Below are 16,262 nucleotides of genomic sequence, written 5' to 3'. Positions count from 1 at the left end.
CCCAGCTCCTTAGCAACGGAGACTGCTGTTCGGCCAGGAAGACTGGCCAGGCGCACTGCTTCTTTGCGGAACTCTTCGGTGTACGCTGGATTACGATGTTTAGCCATAAATCACCTCTCAATTAGACCCTAGATCTAACTTAGTAAAGTGTCTACTAAACGTGGGGTACTCGGTCTCCTAACGCCGCATTAAGGTGTGAGCAACGCAATGCCGAGGCTCCCGCATACCACCTTAAACACTAAATGCAACGCATTGTAAAAATGCCGCGCGTTGCGAATCACTCTTAAACAGTTTGTTAACTAACTACGATTTGTAAATATCTAAAAAGCTATAGCTCGGCTCGGGCATATTACGGGTGTAGAACGCTTCTGGAACATAATCCGTTTCAAACCCTAAGCGAAAACCGTATTTCTGGTAAGTAAGCTTTGCCAGTGCCAGTAACGGCATAGCAAAATAGCCTACACGCTCTTCCTTTAACTTTTTTTGACTCCAATACTTGTGGTGCCCTTTGACCGCTTCATACATCGCTTGTTGATATTCCGCTTCACCACAAACTGATTTATTTAGAACTTTTGTCATCACATTAATCGTTGGCAAATCGACAAGGTTAGCATGTTCAAAGGCTAAACCCTCAAGATACTCAGGAGTACTTACATCAATAAACTTCTGAATTAACGACTTAACGTCACCAGATTTTATTCCGAGCATGACCATTTGGAGCTCAAAGAAGGTACGAGACCGAACATTATACCACTCAGTGTTTGGGTGGTCGGCTAGGTTGGAAAGGTACTCGATGTCACTCACCTGCTCACAGAATAAAGATAGCCAACTTAAGTAGGTTAGATATAGCGCACCTTCAAGGCCATTGTATTCATCTTTCTTTGCTACTAGAGTCACCTCCGCTTTGGGGAGCACAACCGAAATCGTCTCTCCATCACTCAATAGCTGTGACTGCACTAATTTAATATCAAAGTACTGATGCATATCCATTGCTCTAAGACTGGATTCTATGTCTCCAGCCTTGTGGTATAAACTACTGGTTAGATAAAGGCCTGCAAGACTCACGCGATATAAATCGACTTTCCCGATTTTAGAATAAAGCTTAAAGTCATCAAGCAGTAGTTTACATTTCATCCCATAGGGGTTAGAAAGTCTCTTTAGGTAGTCTGCATGACATGGTATTGGTTTAAAGTGTTCTTTTGATGTCATATAAACATTTCTCTTTAATTTATAAACTGGATCGAAGGAGTTAGTTAACGCCCTGTTAAGGTGTGAGCAACGCAATACAAAAGCCACCGCATACCACCTTAAACACTAAACGCAACGCATAGTAAAAATGCCACGCGTTGCGAATCACTCTTAAACAGATTGTTATAACCCGATTACACCAAGTAGCTACCGATTGTTGTAAACCATTCTTTTACTTCACCATTTGGGTCTCTTTCATGAATCATTGCGGAAGTCATGCAAGGGAATGCTTTGTTTGATAGTCTAATTTTCGCGTTATTATCTTTCATTACCCCATCATAACCTTGATCTGCAGAGTAAACTTCAGCAAAGACTTTGGGCGTAGCTTTACCTTCTGCATTTGGATGATCTGTAACTTCAACGTCTACGCCAAAAGCCAATTTTATCGCATCTGTATGCAGGTAACTTTCAATCTCATGTTTTTGTGTAATGAATGCCTTTGAACCATCTGTACGCTGATTGATTTCTCTAGCTGCATCAGCATAACTTGGAACATCTGCATCATAAATATGAATTTCAGGTCGCCCTAAGCCACTCAAATAATGGTGGTTAACCCAGTGTTTTAAGTTACCACCACCAAGGACAATAAAAGCTACTCGATCATCTGTATTTAAATCAGGCACAGCCTCATCTTCAGTATGTAGAGCTGCACTAAGAGCCTTAAGTGCGCTAACATCAGTAGGTCCTTCAACACATATTAGTACTTTAACTCGACTATCAGGGGTTACTCCTAACGCACTTGCAACATCAGTTAGTACGTCAGAACCATGCTCAATAACCGGTTTTCCTGCCTCATCTCGGTTTATATATCTAATTCCGTCCATAGGAAGATCACTTGCAAAACCAGGACTGTGAGTTGTGAGAATTACTTGGCAATTAGGTTCCGATGCCAATGCAGAAAATGAGGATTGTAATATTTTTTGATTGTTGGGATGTTGAGCTGTTTCAGGTTCCTCTACAGCATAAATTATTCCTTTCTTACTTCCTTTTGTAAGTAATCGCTCGGCTTCGGCTTTAAAGAAACTTACTAAAACTAATCGTCTAACACCACTGCCACGTTTGTTTAAAGGAATTCCATCTGTGCTTAGGTTAACTGAAAACAACCCTGTCCATTTAGCTGGAGTTGGTGGTGTGAACTCTGGCGTCAATTCGCTTGCTAAATTGCTGTCGATAGTTTTTAGAGCTTCATGCGTGTTATTTGCAATCTCCTCCGTTCTCTCCTGAACTTTTCGCTGAATACGGTCAATATCATCTTGAACCTCAGCAATGGCTGCTGCGACAGCAGCTTTCATTGGATCTTGAACTTCACCATCAGAATCTTTACTGCTTCGGTCACTTTGGAATAGCGCAAATAGTGGAAGATATTTATCTACTTGCTCCCAGATTCTTTTGCTATCTTCTTTTGGTTTCGTAACTTGAATTGCAACTTCATTTAACTCTAATTCAGTTGTATTACTCCAGATAGCAGACCTCATTAAAGGGTTTCCTTTTAATGGGCTTTCTATTTTTCTATCCTTGATGATTTTCTGAAGATCTTTTTCTTTCAACTCTAAGAGGTTGTCACAGCCTTTTGCTGTTGGATGTTCCGCCAAGATGAACACATCGCAAGACGGAGTTTTTTTGCTACAGTCAAAAACTTTTTTAATCTTCAGTGTAGCGTTTTTCGTTAGTAAATATTCGTTTGCTAATGTTGTTTCAGTACCGCTATCAAGAATTATTGTTTCTGGAAGAGATGTGAACTCACACGTGATTGATACTTTTTTATTCGCATTATGTATATTCGCATCATCTTGGGATATTTTCACGACATCATTATTAAAAAATATCTCCATTGCTTCCAGTATCGTAGATTTCCCAATATCATTTTTACCAATAACAGTGGTTAAATCATCAATTTTTACTTTTACTGGTTCTTGATAACACCGTAAATTTTCAACTTCTAAAGATATTAATTTCACCTAAAACTCCTTTAGGGTTATAACGCCCAATTAAGGTGTGAGGCACGCAATACCAATGCTACCGCATACCACCCTAATCACTTAAACCGACGCATAGTAAAAACGCCACGCGTGCCGAATCACTCTTAAATTGTTTGTTATGTTTATTCTTTAAAGTAAAGACCAGACCTGCAAAGTCGACCTTTGGTTGCAAAGAACGCTCTGTCAAAGAGTACTTAGTTTTGGAGAAATCCATACAAACCAACTCTATGCTTTCATCAATTGACATCGAAAGTGTTCGTTTGTCCTGTGGCGATGCCTTTGCTCCAATGTATATTTTGGTAATTTTTCCCGGATGAGTGTTTCGGTTTTCACCATCGTGAATAATACGGTACTCATTTTCGTATGCCCACGACTCATGCTTTATAGTCAAAGCACTGCTGATTGTTGCATAAAACTCTTCAGTCGAACCTTCTTCAATTTTTTGCTGGTGCAGAGACAAAAACTCTTGATCAGTATCAGGCAATGCATCGAGATAGTTGTTTATCTGTTCTGTTGTTCTGTATTCAACCTTTCGGGCATTTTGCACAATACAAAGTCGATCATTAGGATAATCACCAAACACTCCCTGTTCTTTCAAGCGACAGATTTCTTCAGTACTAAATGGAGTGTATTCAACACAAATACCTCTATGAGAATCAGCATAATGCGACCACATTAGTAAATTATCATGCTCTCTAGCAAGACAGAGGACTTTCTTACTTTCTAGGAAAAACTCTTTCATTTTGTCACCCTTGATGAGTGCACAATCAAATGGATCATTAAAGGCAGATGGTGAACTAAACCAACAATACTCATTAATAAAAGCATCAAGTGTGTTCTTGCTTAATGCCATATATTTGTAGAATTTCACGTTGAACCTCTTTAAACATAACGCTGCGTTAAGGTGTGACAAGCGCTTGCCATACTGTGAGCGGAGCGAAACCGGCAAGCGTTTGGAATCACTCTTAAACGCCTTGTTAGCTTACTGACCTCGGCTGCCACGAAAGTGAATGTACAAAAGACCAAATGGCGCTATAAACAAGGCTGCAGACCAACAGAACACAATACTTAATAATTTAAGCACCATCAGTACACCTGAGCTTTTGTCAAAACGCGTGTTCCCAAAAAGAAACTTGACCAAAGACTCAAGCAGATACCTTGAGTACGGATAAAGCAATGTATTGATTCCGAAGCTCAACAACGTATACAACCCTAATCCTTGCCCATACTTTCTCACAATCAAAACGTAAACAACGCAGACTAAAATACCTATTATGTATTGCTTTGTAAGGTACGATTTATCGAGCCCACTAAATGCATTAAGAATTGCTTTTTTCATATTCGATCTCGATTTTAACCTTGTTGTAAGCTAACGCCCAATTAAGGGGTGAGCAACGCTGCCACCCAACCTAACGCATTGTACCGTAAACACTAAAATTGAAGTAGAAGCCAAAATGCCAAGCGTTGGGAATCCCTCTTAAATTGCTTGTTATGTTCGTAGCCATTTGTACATGACGTGGCTATCAACCAACCCTAGATGAGCATGCTTATATGCCTTGGGAATTGTACCTATGATTTGAAACCCTAGCTTCTCCCAAAGCTTCACCGCAACTTCATTGGTAGAGACCACGCTGTTAAATTGCATGGCATCAAAGCCAAGTTCTAGAGCAGTTTCCTGAGAATGTTCACACATAAGGCGTGCAATGCCCTTACCTCTAGCTTTGCTAGAAACCATGTATCCACAATTACATATATGGCTACTTGGCCCCATTGCATTTGGCTTGATGTAGTATGAGCCCAGTACAACGTCATTTTCTACGAAAACAAAAGCTTTCAGGGGAGATTCACACCATAAAGCAAATGCTTGTTCTAGCGTCATATTTGGGTCAAAGGCATAAGTTTCTTGTGCCTGGATTACCGCAGAAAATGTTGGCCAAAACGACTCAAAATCGGCTTTTGTGATTTCCCTAATCATGAATTTCCTCCTAGAACATAACGCCCTGTTAAGGTGTGAGCAACGCAATACCGATGCTTCCGCATACCACCTTAAACACTAAAAGCAACGCATAGCAAAAACGCCACGTGTTGCGAATCACTCTTAAACAGATTGTTAGTTGCCATTAATCTGACCCATAATTAGATTCAGTTGATCCACAAATTGTCGCTGCTCATCTTGCGGCGCAGTTCTCAAGCTCTCGATCAACTCTTGAATTGGGGATTGTCTGGCACTTACCTCCCTTGCTTTTCTTTGAACAGTTTTCAACCTATACAGTTTACATTGCTTAATAGTTTCACAACCTTTATCGTCTAGGCCTTCGTAGACAGCATTCTCGTGAATTTCAATACTTGAATTGTAGTTGTCAAAGTGCGCATGAATGATCACAATATTTGCCCCACTTCGAGGGTAGTTTTGGACTCCACGTTTAACGACTTCTTTTGACCCCTTTGATGTATTGCAACCTGGACATGAAAGAGCGAGATTCTTAGGATGGAAGGTGAATTTTTCATGCTTAGATTTTGGCAAAATGTGCTCGATATCTACAGCCTTTATGTCAAAACCTAACTCAGATTTACAGTAACAACACTTGTTATTTTGCTTTGGCCTCAAATCAGCAATCAAATTTTCTTTAATGCTATCAAACGCCCCTTTCTCCCAATCTTTGTGCGTTGAGAAATGACTATTTATGGTTCTTTTTTCTTCTGCCGTTAAAACATACGGTGACAATATTCTATCTTCCATAATCAGCCACCAGCAGAAATCAAAGTCTTAATGACAGTGTGTAATGGGTCTATTTTCTTTAAATTTGGTAAGTACCTTTTTAGTTTTTCTAAAAGCTCTACAAACCTGTCAGATTCCTTTTTACCCTCAGCAAGCAACTCCAGAGCTTCGGATACCTCTTTTGAAAGGAAGTAATTTCTTGTCGAGGGCATWTCAAAAACATCTAATAATATTTCTTCAGCAGACAAGCCGTGTGTCTCATGATCAATGTAGCTGACATCAATGTCAGATGTTTTGTTGTTTTTGAAATGTACAACATGAGAACGGTAAAGAGGTAAATCAGATACAAGAAAATGCGAATGAGTTGCTACAATCACATGGCACCCATTAAAACCACTAATTATTCTATCAATAAGTTCTATGTATCGATATTGCCATGAAGGGTGCAGGCTTATCTCTGGCTCATCAATAACAATTAGGCTATTGTTAGAAAGATTAGGTATTAGTCCGATAAGTGTTGATAAAATACTAGCCTCTCCGGAAGATGCATCATGGAAATCAAACTCACCACCCCCCCTTTTATATAGGCTTATTTCAGGCCCTTTTACAAGATCGAAACGTCTAAGTTCTTCTAAAAGAAAATAACTATCTTCCTGCCTTAAATGGAAAATTTCATTATCTCGATGGCTATTTTTCTCTGAAAAATTCACTACAAAAGAATACTCCGGTCTTCGTGACTCCTGATCACAGCTATTAAGAGTTTGTATGTACATCTCAGCCAATCTATCCCAATAACTGTCAGAGTACGTGTCAACAGCCTTTTGGTAAAAATTAGCCCTAAATCCACCTCTGCGCTCAGACCAATCTTTTAATAGCTCTTTTAATTCTCTTCCGTTGAAACTTTTTGACTTTACATGTCCTCTGAGATACTCAGGTACATAAATCCTATAAGAAAGTTTAATTACAGGCTCGTAGTTTAAGTAATCGAAAATATCTCTATATCGCTCATCGTTACTATCTTCATGTATATTTTGCAATAAAGTCGAAACTGCGCGATCCATTAAAGCTCTTGTTGATGAGCCTGGCATTCTATTTCTCGTTCCTAGATATACATAAAACTCTTCCTTAAGGTTGAGTCGGTTTTCAAAGTTTCTCGACTTTCCGTAATTGTCTACAGGGAACTTATCCGACAGGCTAGTTGCTATGGCAATTAGCTTATTCGGTTTACCAAAACGAAATTTCTCGTCGTTAAGCTTTCTATTTCTGAGTTTATTCTCAAATCTAAATTCTTCTTCATTTACTTGGTACTCTAATTCAAACTCTAACTTAGCCCTCCTTTTGTTATCATTCAACTCTAAAAATGAATGGACCAAATTAGACACAAATCGACTCTTACCAGTACCATTATTCCCGATTATGACGGTGAAGTAATTATCACATGAGCCTGATTTGGACAACAAAACAGGCGGGCAATTAAAGCTACCTGAATTGACCGTGAAACTCTTTAAACGAAAARCCAAATTATCTCCTTAAAAAATATTTGCACAAATGCTAGGGGCAACTAACGCCCTGTTAAGGGGTGAGCAACGCAATACCRAAGCCGCAGCAAACCACCTTAATCACTAAAATCAACGCATGGTAAAAATGCCACGCGTTGCGAATCACTCTTAAACAGTTTGTTAGCATGTTGTTTCCGCTACAAACTCATTCACTTGAGAGCGTGTTGTGAAACGTACTTTAGAACCGTGAAAATCTCTGAACAATTGCTGATGGAACTGTCGTGAACTTTTGGATTCGCGAACCGAGTATTCAGAAGCCCATTTTAATAATTCACGAAAATTCTTCTCCGCCTGTTCCTCATTAAGTTGCTTCGAGCTCTCCGAACCACGAGCATAAAGAGAACTTTCACATTCAGACCACTCCAAATCCAAAAACAACAGCATGTCAGAAGAAAAAATAAACTGTTCAGCTAAAGCACCAAATACTCCCTCAACTACCCAGTTGCATTGAGACTTTATACTAGCAATTTCATTTTCGATTGCTCCGGTGGAGCGTTTTTGATTATAGCCACCTGGCTCCCATACAATCGAGTCCAAGTTAACTTCTTGCAACTGAAGTTTTCGGGATAACTGGTTCGACAACCAACTCTTGCCTGAGCCAGAATTACCGATGATGAGAATTTTCTTCATATTACTCCCGCATGCTAACGCCCTGTTAAGGTGTGAGCAACGCAATACCGATGCCGCCGCATACCACCTTAAACACCAAACGCTACGCATAGTAAAAATGCCACGCGTTGCGAATCACTCTTGAACAGTTTGTTAACTGGATTTGCAAAGGCGGAGCGCTTGCTCTCCCGATTTTGCGATAATTACACGCTTATTTCTTGTAAGCGTCTTGAGTTTGTCCATTATTAGGGGTTTCGACTTTTTGGGATAGTCCCATAAAAATTTGATGAACTCGATATCAAACCTTTCACCGCAACCTTCAGCTAGATCTGGACGCTTACTACTTAATAATGTTCTCTTTAGTGCTCGATAGATACAAGTGTATCGGTTTACATCTAAGAATATTACTGTGTCACAAGCTTCAAATCTTATATCAAGGGTGCTCTGATAATTACCATCTATAATCCAACACTCGCTTTCACAAAGACCTTTTTGAATTTTGATCCAGTCATTTTTTGGAATCTTAACCCAATTTGGTTTCCAATATAGCTGATCGAGATGATGAACAGGCAAGTTCAACTCTTTACCTAATAGTGCCGAAAATGTGGATTTACCCGAACCGTCGGAACCAATGACCGCAATTCTTTTCATCGGACTTACCTCGTCATCAATCCAGTTAACGCCCTGCTAAGGGGTGAGCAACGCAATACCGAAGCCGCCGAAAACCACCTTAATCACTAAAATCAACGCATAGTAAAAATACCACGCGTTGTGAATCCCTCTTGAGCAGTTTGTTAGTTTGCAAACCCAAAGCGTTGATTTTACGTTATTTTAAACTTTGCAAACAATAAAATTTATGTGTTTTGATGCACTTAAGTCAGGCGTAGTCTCAAAGCAGCTACTCAATGAAACCACGTGGAACAAACAACGCCGCAGAAAACGAACTAATAACACCAAAAAGCGCTTTTGGAAAACAAATCTCACAATGCGGACTTTCAACAAAGCCACTGAAACCACATGAACTTACCACACCAGAGAAAACGCTATTTCAGCGAGTAGATGGGCTTTTGTACCAACAAACTCAACGAGCAGAGTTTCAGCAAAAAAGTTCGACTCAGATAACCCAAAAGTCGCCGCACCAAAAAACAAATCAACCGTTGAAACGATGCCAATTTTGAATTTTCACCACGCTAGTTAACACTGAAATTGAACGCCGATATGACAATTTAGACTTTGATCTTTTACCACTAGATCTTGCAATATAGCTGCGTTTTTCCTCTTGCAAACTAACGCCCTGTTAAGGTGTGAGCAACGCAATACCGATGCTTCCGCAAACCACCTTAACCACTAAACACAACGCATAGTAAAATGCCACGCGTTGCGAATCACTCTTAAACAGTTTGTTAAATTCGTTCTAACGTATACATGCCCAGCTTTCTAATTTCATGGAGTAGAGGCTTTACAGACTCTCGACACTCAAAGTAAAGAGAACATGTATCGTCATAACCTTGTACGAAAACAGCCCGATATTCTGGAATTACGAGCTGCAAAGCATCAGCATCCGTAACTGAAAACCTAGATAAACGGCGGACAAACAAAGAACTGTTTCTTGGCTCCTTAAATATCAACCGACTAACAGATCTATATTTGTACTGGTAACACGAAACGTCCTCCGCTAGAAGACGATGAAACAAATGCCAACGCAGGTCGATATCGGCTTGTTGGTCTAACGAACGATTAGTAAAATATTGCTCAAACTCTTCTCGTGTTAACCAATGATCGAACACAGTGATTGCAACACATTGCCAATCTTCAATGCTCTCGTTCGTTTTATTGTCTAGAGCGGAATAAAGTGATTTGAGGCTACCCTGCACCCCTTTTGATACATTTCGAAATGCTCTCATAAACCCTCAAGAATTTAACGCCCTGCTAAGGGGTGAGCAACGCAATACCGAAGCCGCCGCATACCACCTTAATCACTTAAACCAACGCATAGTAAAAATGCCACGCGTTGCGAATCCCTCTTGAGCAGTTTGTTAGTTTGCAAACCCAAAGCGTTGATTTTACGCTATTTTAAGCTTTGCAAATAATAAACCTTATGTGTTTTGATTCACTTAAGTCAGGCGTAGTCTCAAAGCAGCTACTCAATGAAACCACGTGGAACAAACAACGCCGCAGAAAACGAACTCACAACACCAAAAAGCGCTTTTGGAAAACCAATCTCACAATACGGACTTTCAACAAAGCCACTGAAACCTCATGAACTTACCACACCAGAGAAAACGCCATTTCAGCGAGTAGATCGGCTTTTGCACCAACAAACTCAACGAGCAGAGTTTCAGCAAAAAAAGTACAGCTTGGTTAAACCATAACTCGCCGCACCAAAGAACAAATCAACCGTTGAAACGATGACAATTTTGGATTTTCACCACGCTAGTTAACACTGAAATTGAACACTGATATGGCTATTTAGACTTTCAGCTTTTACCACTAGATCTTGCGATATAGCTGCGTTTTTCCTCTTGCAAACTAACGCCCTGTTAAGGGGTGAGCAACGCAATACCGAAGTCGCCGCATACCGCCTTAAACACTAAAGCCAACGCATAGTAAAAATGCCACGCGTTGCGAATCCCTCTTGAACAGTTTGTTATAGCAACTATTCAACTTTATGTATACGAAGAACTATTTTACCCATATAATCCTCGCGCAAATTTGGAGTGCATAGATTAATGACCAAACTCCCTTGTGCTAAATTGCATGGAATCAAAGGGATGCGGCACTTTTTAAATTAAAACGAAATGAAGAAGTTTGTATTTGCCTTAACTTTGCTAGGTACAATCAACGTAGCTTTTGCTTCTCAAGAGTATGGTTGTGTCCAGTATCAAAAAGCTGATTACTCATGGGGAGACCCGTACAAAGTTCCTGTCACAATAGTTACAGGCTCACAATTAAATAAGGCAACAAATAGCTACAAGTACCAATCGTACTCAAATTACGCGCTTGCAGAATGGCCTAACGGTGGGTACAGCGCTTTGGAAATGCCTTCATACTATGATGATCTACCTTACTCATACACAAATACGAAAGATCAAAACGGCAGAAAGTATCGAATAAAAGAAGCACCGTCATACGGCGCTTGTTCATCTTACTAATTCCGTACTGGCCACTATTACAGGTGGCCTTTTAGTTGCTATAACGCCTTGTTAAGGGGTGAGCCAACGCAATACCGATGTCTCCGCATACCACCTTAATCACTAAAACCAACGCACAATAAAAATGCCACGCGTTGCGAATCCCTCTTGAACAACTTGTTAGGCGATTTTTTCTTCGATGCTAAGGGCTATTTTTAACAACTTTTCGTTGAACTCTTTGTTGTCGATTGAATAATGCGCTCTCCTGTGACACGTAGGGCATAGAGCGATAACATTTTCCGGGCAATCAGCACCACCGTCAGCAAGCCTGGTTAAATGATGGACTTCTAAATAAGGTCCAGCCTTAGTTTCAAAGGGTGACTTACTTCTGCAACCTTCACAAACCCCATTTGCGCGCTTTTTAGCATATAACTTTATAGCTTCACTACGATAACGGATATGAGCAACTTGTTCTTTAACATCCACATTACTTGGGGTGACAGCGGTAGCGATATCGCGCAATTGCTTAAGTGATTTACTTCTGGTTGGTTTTGTTAAGTAAGGAGCCTTTCCATTTTCCACTCCTGGGAGCCTTGATTGTGGAAGTACATCCAAGTGAAAGATGAAAGCATCTCGAAGCTGACCATTTCTGTCAGGTCGCTGCTCGATGTGGTGTTCAATGTAACTACATACACCAACGAAACGCACAAAACCTTTTGTCGTCGACTCAAACAACAAGATTTCTTTTTTATTTTTCTGGTGATCGAAGATTGCCAAATTACCTTTGACCATCTGCATATCACCTTCTTGGCCTTCGCCTGTATACCTAAACGTACCATCAGGGCCAAAACCATCAGAATAGCCGAACTCTTCACCAGCATCGCTGGTAAATAGAAATACATAAGGATGATTAGCTGGTGTAGCAATACCACCATACTGTTGCCCTTTGTATACTCCGTGAATATCAGAGCGACGGTTATAAATTTTACCAACTTCGAACAATGAACTCTCCTAATCGCCTAACGCCTTGCTAAGGTGTGAGCAACGCAGTGGCCAAGCCTCTGCATTACGCCAAAATCACTAAACCCAACGCAAGCTAAAAATGCCACGCGTTGCGAATCACTCTTAAGCAATTTGTTATGTGCGTGCTAAACGGTAGCGCCTTACCGTACCCTCACTCTCATCTGTGTAGTTACCGAGGTATTCACCACCACAGTTTTCGATGACCTTTTGAGATGCAGGATTGTCAATTGAGCAAGTAACAATAACTGAATCAGTGACAACATGGTCTCGCACCCAAGCAAGCAGAAATGAGGCTACACCCTTACCACGAGCTGACGGTCTAGTTTCGTAGCCAATATGACCAATGACATTCTCTACGTTGGCATTAGTACCTTTGCGAACTCGGATTGCACCTAAAATTTCGGAGTTCGATACACAGTAGTAAGTTGTGCTAGGTAAATATCCCTTTGGCAACTCGGAGATTGCCTTTGAACGTTCGACCAAACCTGACAAATAAGCTATCGGATCTTGCTCCACACCCGAATATTTTGGAATACCCGATTCTAGGCATTCTTTCGCATAACTCGCTAATATTGGGGCCAAATCAGGGTTGGCCTCTATCACTTCCATGTCAATTTTCCTCATAAGCACATAACGCCCTGTTAAGGTGTGAGCAACGCAATACCGATGCTGCCGCACACCACCTTAAACACTAAAGTCAACGCATAGTAAAAATGCCACGCGTTGTGAATCACTCTTAAACAGTTTGTTATGCGCTTTGCTCCACTAATTCAGCTGTTCCAATACAAGCGACTCGTCCTTCAATATCAGTAACTATATCTCCGGAGAACTGATGATTAAGCTGAACTTGAACATTAGGTAGGCCTATTGGTGCAATATTAATTAAGTACCCATCTTTTATGGTTTCCACTACGTATATATGCTCGCCAGAAACTTTAAGCTCAGATAGAACGGCACCTAAATTACTATCGATTACCTCTGCAGATGACGCAGATAAACTGAAAACACATTCCCCCGACTCGCCTGAATTGGGAGCTAACAACATGAAACCCACATGTCTACCATCTATTGTTTTCAATACCATCGCTTTTGGTAGTTCATTATCCATACATCCCTCGATATTTAAATGCACTAGCGCATAACGCCACGTTAAGGCGTGAGTAACGCAATACAAAAGCTTCTGCATGCGCCATAAACACTTTACTCGCCGCAAACAAAAATTGCCACGCGTTACGAATCGCTCTTAAACGTTTTGTTGGGCAGATAGCTCCTTTACCAACTCGATGTCATTTAAAACCATATCATTGGCAAGCTCTGTACTAGTTTCACCTGTAGGCGCAAAACCTTGCTTTGTATAAAATTTTAATGCACTTTCGTTGCTATCAAGCACCCAGAGCAAAACCCTTTTTGCCTTTAATGTACGTAGCATTTTCTCGCACTCATTGTAGAGCACTTGACCGATGCGATTACCAATTTTACTTGGGTCGATATAGATAGAACTTAAATCATATACGTCAGTGCCTTTCAACTTTTTAGGCTGCCCAAAGCATAGAAAACCTGCTAACCCCTTGTCACTTTCTGCTACAAGAACTTCCGCTAAATTTCGCCCAATGATGTTCGACCAAAGCTTCTGACGCTTTTCCAGAGTATAACTTTCGATATAGCTCCGAGGCATTAAGCCGTTGTACGCATATGCCCATGAATTAACGTGTATATGTGCGATTTTATCAACATCATCGAATGATGCTTTTCTAACTCTAAACTTCATGATTTCCTTATCTGCCTAACGCCCTGCTAAGGGGTGAGCAACGCAATACCGAAGCCGCTGCAAACCACCTTAATCACTAAAATCAACGCATAGTAAAAATGCCACGCGTTGTGAATCCCTCTTGAGCAGTTTGTTAGTTTGCAGACCCAAAGGGTTGATTTTACGTTGTTTTAAACTTTGCGAACAACAAACTTTATGTGCTTTGATGCACTTAAGTCAGGCGTAGTCTCAAAGCGGCTAGTCAATGAAACCACTTGGAACAAACAACGCCGCAGAAAACAAACTCACAACACCAAAAAGCACTTTTGGAAAACCAATCTCACAATACGGACTTTCAACAAAGCCACTGAAACCACGTGAACTTACCACACCAAAGAAAGCGTCATTTCAGCGAGTAAATCGGCTTTTGTACCAATAAACTCACAGAGCAGAGTTTCAGCAAAAAAGTACGACTCAATTAACCCAAAAATCGCCGCACCAAAGAACAAACCAACCGTTAAAACGATGCCAATTTTGGATTTTTACCACACGAGTTAACACTGAAATTGAACGCCGATACGACAATTTCAACTTTGAGCTTTTACCACTAGATATTGAGATATGACTGCGTTTTTCCGCTTGCAAACTAACGCCCTGTTAAGGTGTGAGCAACGCAATACCAAAGCTACCGCATACCACCTTAAACACTAAACGCAACGCATAGCAAAAATGCCACGCGTTGCGAATCACTCTTAAACAGATTGTTATATTTAGGTTCTATTGAGCTACCGTTTCAAACGAATCCTTTGTCTTTCTCTTTCAAGACAACACGTTGTTCCGCAACTAGGGCAGGTAAATTCTTTAATACAACCACCAGAAGATCCTCTATTGCCTATTAGATTCTTAGTGTTGCTATCGTCTATTAAACTTTCTTTCCTACACTCTTCATTTTTACAAATTACTGTATTACTTTTTGTCTTCTTGCAATCACACACAATCATCATTCCTCGTATAAATTGGTGTACCCCACGAAAAGTGGACACAACATAACTACACACTTTCGAACTCAGCTGGACTCACATAGCCCAACGCTGAGTGCTTTCTATTTCGATTGTAATAGATCTCGATATATTCGAAGATCCCCATTCGAGCTTCTTCTATATCTTGGTAGTCTTCTGCATATATCAGCTCGACTTTCAGTCGACTGTAGAAGGACTCCATCACGGCATTGTCCCAACAATTGCCTTTGCGGCTCATGCTCGGCACACCTCCATGCTTACGCATGAAGTCCTGATAATCATGTGCTCTATATTGTACACCACGGTCTGAGTGGATTATGACGCCCTTAGGCGGCTTACGTGACTTAAACGCCATTTTCAGTGCATTCGTAATGAGTTGAACCGTCATCGTTGTATCTAGCGACCAACCAACAATACGCCTCGAATGCAGATCTAGTACTGTGGCTAGGTAGAGCCAACGGCTATTCACCCAGATGTATGTAATGTCAGTCACCCATTTCTGATTAGGGCTCTTTGCTTCGAAGTCTCTTCTTAACAAATTATCCGCCACATTAGTCATCGCTGCCACATCCTTAGTGTATTTGAACCCTATCCCATTGCGTGCTTTGATACCCTTTTCTTTCATGATATCAGCAATATAGTTGACGCAGCAGGCATAGCCTGCTTGATTCAGCTCATCGGTGATTCGAACTGAACCATAGCGAGCACGATGCTTCGCAAAGGTACACATGACTAACTGTTCAAAGCGGCATCGCCGCTTTGAACGCTCACTCGGCTCTCGATTTAACCATTTGTAATAACCACTCGGCGAAACGTCCAAGGCGTGGCACATATGAGTGATTTTGTATTCCCCAACATAGCTCTCGATATACTCGTACTTCACTCTTGGTTCTTCGCGAAGTACGCCGACACCTTTTTTAGGAATTCCATCCCATCACGTAGACGCTTGTTCTCGCGTCTTAGCGCTCGAAGTTCTTCGGACTCTTTCTTCGAATAATCGACACCGTCGAAGGTGTTAAACTGTTTATCAGATAGGCGTGTGAACTGGCGCTTCCAGTTACGGATCTGCTGGGCACTGATRCCCAGCTCCTTAGCAACGGAGACTGCTGTTCGGCCAGGAAGACTGGCCAGGCGCACTGCTTCTTTGCGGAACTCTTCGGTGTACGCTGGATTACGATGTTTAGCCATAAATCACCTCTCAATTAGACCCTAGATCTAACTTAGTAAA

17 protein-coding genes are annotated in these 16,262 nt (G+C 40.9%); 2 read left to right on the top strand and 15 right to left on the bottom strand.

The window, feature by feature from the left end; translation table 11 throughout:
* Nucleotides 1-303: 303 nt before the first annotated feature.
* From R2S67_RS21875 to R2S67_RS21830, 9 genes are all read right to left on the bottom strand, one after another.
* On the bottom strand, nt 304-1,209 hold the full coding sequence (locus R2S67_RS21875) for an Imm49 family immunity protein (protein WP_317347051.1): 906 nt from the start codon (nt 1,207-1,209) through the stop codon (nt 304-306).
* A gap of 173 nt (nt 1,210-1,382) precedes the next feature.
* Nucleotides 1,383-3,206 carry an ATP-binding protein gene (locus R2S67_RS21870; RefSeq protein ID WP_080538357.1) on the bottom strand — a complete coding sequence of 608 codons (1,824 nt, stop codon included), beginning with the start codon at nt 3,204-3,206 and terminating at the stop codon, nt 1,383-1,385.
* A 73-nt stretch (nt 3,207-3,279) separates the two neighbouring features.
* Entirely contained in the window at nt 3,280-4,098 is an 819-nt protein-coding gene (locus tag R2S67_RS21865; protein WP_317347048.1) for a DUF2971 domain-containing protein, read from the bottom strand.
* 618 nt (nt 4,099-4,716) lie between these two features.
* Entirely contained in the window at nt 4,717-5,202 is a 486-nt protein-coding gene (locus tag R2S67_RS21860) for a GNAT family N-acetyltransferase (RefSeq protein WP_129830163.1), read from the bottom strand.
* A 135-nt stretch (nt 5,203-5,337) separates the two neighbouring features.
* The gene (locus R2S67_RS21855) at nt 5,338-5,967 is read right to left on the bottom strand and encodes an HNH endonuclease (protein WP_317347047.1); all 630 of its coding nucleotides are present in this window, start codon (nt 5,965-5,967) and stop codon (nt 5,338-5,340) included.
* 2 nt (nt 5,968-5,969) lie between these two features.
* Entirely contained in the window at nt 5,970-7,403 is a 1,434-nt protein-coding gene (locus tag R2S67_RS21850; RefSeq protein WP_317347052.1) for an AAA family ATPase, read from the bottom strand.
* A gap of 222 nt (nt 7,404-7,625) precedes the next feature.
* Nucleotides 7,626-8,135 carry an AAA family ATPase gene (locus R2S67_RS21845; RefSeq protein WP_317347046.1) on the bottom strand — a complete coding sequence of 170 codons (510 nt, stop codon included), beginning with the start codon at nt 8,133-8,135 and terminating at the stop codon, nt 7,626-7,628.
* Between the two features lie 132 nt (nt 8,136-8,267).
* Entirely contained in the window at nt 8,268-8,765 is a 498-nt protein-coding gene (locus R2S67_RS21835; RefSeq protein WP_317347045.1) for an AAA family ATPase, read from the bottom strand.
* A gap of 752 nt (nt 8,766-9,517) precedes the next feature.
* On the bottom strand, nt 9,518-10,018 hold the full coding sequence (locus tag R2S67_RS21830; protein ID WP_020838873.1) for a hypothetical protein: 501 nt from the start codon (nt 10,016-10,018) through the stop codon (nt 9,518-9,520).
* Between the two features lie 243 nt (nt 10,019-10,261).
* On the opposite strand from R2S67_RS21830, the gene R2S67_RS21825 reads away from it, so the two are divergent.
* Nucleotides 10,262-10,486 carry a hypothetical protein gene (locus R2S67_RS21825; RefSeq protein ID WP_317347053.1) on the top strand — a complete coding sequence of 75 codons (225 nt, stop codon included), beginning with the start codon at nt 10,262-10,264 and terminating at the stop codon, nt 10,484-10,486.
* 426 nt (nt 10,487-10,912) lie between these two features.
* Nucleotides 10,913-11,266, top strand: a complete 354-nt coding sequence (locus tag R2S67_RS21815; protein ID WP_317347042.1) for a hypothetical protein — start codon at nt 10,913-10,915, stop codon at nt 11,264-11,266.
* Nucleotides 11,267-11,425: 159 nt separating this feature from the next.
* On the opposite strand, the gene R2S67_RS21810 is transcribed toward R2S67_RS21815, so the two are convergent.
* The 6 genes from R2S67_RS21810 to R2S67_RS21780 form a co-directional block, all read right to left on the bottom strand.
* Entirely contained in the window at nt 11,426-12,247 is an 822-nt protein-coding gene (locus R2S67_RS21810) for an HNH endonuclease signature motif containing protein (protein WP_317347041.1), read from the bottom strand.
* Between the two features lie 135 nt (nt 12,248-12,382).
* Nucleotides 12,383-12,877, bottom strand: a complete 495-nt coding sequence (locus tag R2S67_RS21805) for a GNAT family N-acetyltransferase (RefSeq protein WP_193784238.1) — start codon at nt 12,875-12,877, stop codon at nt 12,383-12,385.
* Nucleotides 12,878-13,016: 139 nt separating this feature from the next.
* The gene (locus R2S67_RS21795; RefSeq protein WP_317347040.1) at nt 13,017-13,376 is read right to left on the bottom strand and encodes a hypothetical protein; all 360 of its coding nucleotides are present in this window, start codon (nt 13,374-13,376) and stop codon (nt 13,017-13,019) included.
* Nucleotides 13,377-13,511: 135 nt separating this feature from the next.
* On the bottom strand, nt 13,512-14,036 hold the full coding sequence (locus R2S67_RS21790; protein WP_317347039.1) for a GNAT family N-acetyltransferase: 525 nt from the start codon (nt 14,034-14,036) through the stop codon (nt 13,512-13,514).
* Nucleotides 14,037-15,065: 1,029 nt separating this feature from the next.
* Nucleotides 15,066-15,917: an IS3 family transposase gene (locus R2S67_RS21785; protein ID WP_317347038.1), complete on the bottom strand. Its 852-nt coding sequence runs from the start codon at nt 15,915-15,917 to the stop codon at nt 15,066-15,068.
* A complete protein-coding gene (locus R2S67_RS21780) occupies nt 15,914-16,222 on the bottom strand; it encodes a transposase (RefSeq protein ID WP_317347037.1) in 309 nt (102 codons plus the stop codon). Before R2S67_RS21780 ends, R2S67_RS21785 begins: the two co-directional genes overlap by 4 nt.
* Nucleotides 16,223-16,262 lie beyond the last annotated feature (40 nt).

Origin of the sequence: Vibrio sp. T13N, from assembly GCF_032970445.1 — a bacterium.
GTDB classification, from domain to species: Bacteria; Pseudomonadota; Gammaproteobacteria; order Enterobacterales; family Vibrionaceae; genus Vibrio; species Vibrio diabolicus.
This window is presented reverse-complemented; position numbering and strand designations above follow the sequence as displayed.

Coding starts and splice junctions, on each gene's coding strand:
- R2S67_RS21875 (WP_317347051.1), bottom strand. CDS start 1,209: ATGACATCAAAAGAACACTTTAAACCAATACCATGTCATGCAGACTAC.
- R2S67_RS21860 (WP_129830163.1), bottom strand. CDS start 5,202: ATGATTAGGGAAATCACAAAAGCCGATTTTGAGTCGTTTTGGCCAACA.
- R2S67_RS21855 (WP_317347047.1), bottom strand. CDS start 5,967: ATGGAAGATAGAATATTGTCACCGTATGTTTTAACGGCAGAAGAAAAA.
- R2S67_RS21845 (WP_317347046.1), bottom strand. CDS start 8,135: ATGAAGAAAATTCTCATCATCGGTAATTCTGGCTCAGGCAAGAGTTGG.
- R2S67_RS21835 (WP_317347045.1), bottom strand. CDS start 8,765: ATGAAAAGAATTGCGGTCATTGGTTCCGACGGTTCGGGTAAATCCACA.
- R2S67_RS21830 (WP_020838873.1), bottom strand. CDS start 10,018: ATGAGAGCATTTCGAAATGTATCAAAAGGGGTGCAGGGTAGCCTCAAA.
- R2S67_RS21825 (WP_317347053.1), top strand. CDS start 10,262: ATGAAACCACGTGGAACAAACAACGCCGCAGAAAACGAACTCACAACA.
- R2S67_RS21815 (WP_317347042.1), top strand. CDS start 10,913: ATGAAGAAGTTTGTATTTGCCTTAACTTTGCTAGGTACAATCAACGTA.
- R2S67_RS21805 (WP_193784238.1), bottom strand. CDS start 12,877: ATGGAAGTGATAGAGGCCAACCCTGATTTGGCCCCAATATTAGCGAGT.
- R2S67_RS21795 (WP_317347040.1), bottom strand. CDS start 13,376: ATGGATAATGAACTACCAAAAGCGATGGTATTGAAAACAATAGATGGT.
- R2S67_RS21790 (WP_317347039.1), bottom strand. CDS start 14,036: ATGAAGTTTAGAGTTAGAAAAGCATCATTCGATGATGTTGATAAAATC.